2 protein-coding genes are annotated in these 2,150 nt (G+C 61.3%); both read left to right on the forward strand.

The window, feature by feature from the left end; all coding sequences use genetic code 11:
• The coding region (gene ggpS / locus IBX54_RS14660) for a glucosylglycerol-phosphate synthase (RefSeq protein ID WP_296543391.1) at positions 1-1,712 on the forward strand (1,712 nt) is incomplete at its 5' end.
• A gap of 44 nt (positions 1,713-1,756) precedes the next feature.
• Positions 1,757-2,150 (forward strand): SH3 domain-containing protein (locus IBX54_RS14665; protein ID WP_296543392.1); only part of this gene is annotated, 394 nt, incomplete at its 3' end.

Here is a 2,150-nt window from a genome sequence, read left to right on the forward strand (position 1 = left end):
AAACCATCGTGGTGGCGGGCGACACGCTCAACGACCTGTCAATGTATGCCACCGGTTTCAAAGGCATTGTGGTCGGGGGGGCTGAGCCCGCGCTGATCGAGCGTGTGCGCAAAATGTCACGTGTCTTCATTGCCAAGGACGAAGGCTGCGGCGGCATCCTGAAAGGCTTGGCGCACCATGGCGTGGAGGTTGAAAGCACCCCAAAAGCGCAGCGCCGCATGGACGAACGGGGCGAGGCTGATCTGGTCATGGTCTATCACCGCCCGCCGTTCGACGAAGTGCTCGAAGACGGCGTGCTCAAACAAAAGCGGCCCAAAAGCCCGAACGGCATCATCCCGACGCTGCTCGGCTTTTTTGCCAACGCGCGCAAGGGCTCCTGGGTGGCCTGGTCGATGCAGGACAGCCGCGCCCCGCAAGGCTTTGTACGCCATGTGCCGGTGGACAAAAAACATTACCCGAACCTCAAGGTGGCGCGCATCGCCTTGACCGCCGACGACGTGGATATTTTTTACAAGAAGTTTTCCAAGGAAGCCTTCTGGCCGATCATTTTTTCGTTCCCCGACAAGGCCGAGTTCAACCAGGCGCATTGGGAACGTTTTCTGGATGTCAACCGCATCTTTGCCGAGCAAACCGCACGCGAGGCGGCCGAGGGCGCGCTGGTCTGGATTCACGACTACAACCTGTGGATGGTGCCGGCCTTTTTGCGCCCGCTGCGGCCCGATTTGCGCATTGCCTTTTTCCATCACACCGCCTTTCCGTCGAGCGACATTTTCAACATCCTGCCGTGGTACCGCGAGATCATCGGCAGCCTGCTGCAGTGTGATTACGTCGGCTTTCACATCCCGCGCTACGTCGAGAATTTTGTTGACGCGGTGCGCTCGTACACGCCGGTGGAGGTACTTGAATCCGTGCCTTGCGCGCCGCGCTTCATCACCTACGGCTGCGCCCTGGGAGTCGATACCATGACTTCGGCCATCGAGGTCGGCGGGCGCCGCGTCAAGCTCGGCGCGCATCCGGTGGGCATTGACACGGGCCTGATCGAAAACATCGTCACCAAGCCTGCGGTGCAAAAAAAGATCGCCCGCATCAACGCCCTGCTCAACGGCGTGAAAGGCATCGTCTCGATCGAGCGGCTCGACTACGTCAAGGGGTCGCTGGAAAAACTGCAGGCCTTCGAGCGCCTGCTGGAACAGCACCCCGAGATGATCGGTGAAGTCACGCTGCTCAACATCATCACCCCGGCCGCGCCGGGCATGGAAATCTACGAGTCGCTGCGCACCGAGGTGGACCGCATTGTGGGCCGCATCAACGGCCGTTTTTCAACGCTCGAATGGACCCCCGTGCACTATTTCTACCGCTCGCTGCCGTTCGAGGACGTGGTGGCACACTACGCCGCCTGCGACGTGGCCTGGATCACGCCGCTGCGCGACGGGCTGAACCTGGTAGCCAAGGAATTTGTCGCCACAAAAAAGGCCATCGGCACCTCGGGCGTGCTGATTTTGTCGGAGTTCGCCGGTGCGGCGGTGGAGTTGCACGGCGCGCTGCTGACCAACCCCTACGACGCCAACTCGATGTCAAAGGTGTTGCACCAGGCGCTCACCATGGGCGCCGACGAGCGCACCTACCGCTGCCAGCGCATGGCCGCCATCGTGGCCGACAACGATGTGGCGCATTGGGGCGATGAATTCATGCGCGCGGCACAGGCGGCCTGAGCCTGTGCCGTGTTGTCATTCTTTTTTTTAGACAAAGGACTCTGATGTTGAATTTGAAGAAATGGTCGCGCGCCCTGCTGGCGCTCACGCTGGTAGCCTCGACAGCAGCGCTGCAGGCGCGCGAGATGGTGAGCGTGGCCAAAGCAGAAATCAACATGCGCGCAGGCGCCGGCACACAGCATGAAGCACTGTGGACACTCACCCTCGGCTACCCGCTGGAGGTCACCGGCCGCCAGGGCGAATGGCTCAAGGTGCGCGACTTCGAAAACGACACCGGCTGGGTCTATCGCCCGCTGGTGGCCAAAACACCCCATATGGTGGTCAAGTCGCGTGTGGCCAATGTGCGCCATGCACCCAACACGCGCAGCCGCATTCTCGGAAAGGCCGATCACGGCGAAGTGCTGCGCACGCTGGAACACCGCAACGACTGGGTCAGGG

Origin of the sequence: Rhodoferax sp., assembly GCF_014859475.1 — a bacterium.
Lineage (GTDB): Bacteria > Pseudomonadota > Gammaproteobacteria > Burkholderiales > Burkholderiaceae_C > Rhodoferax.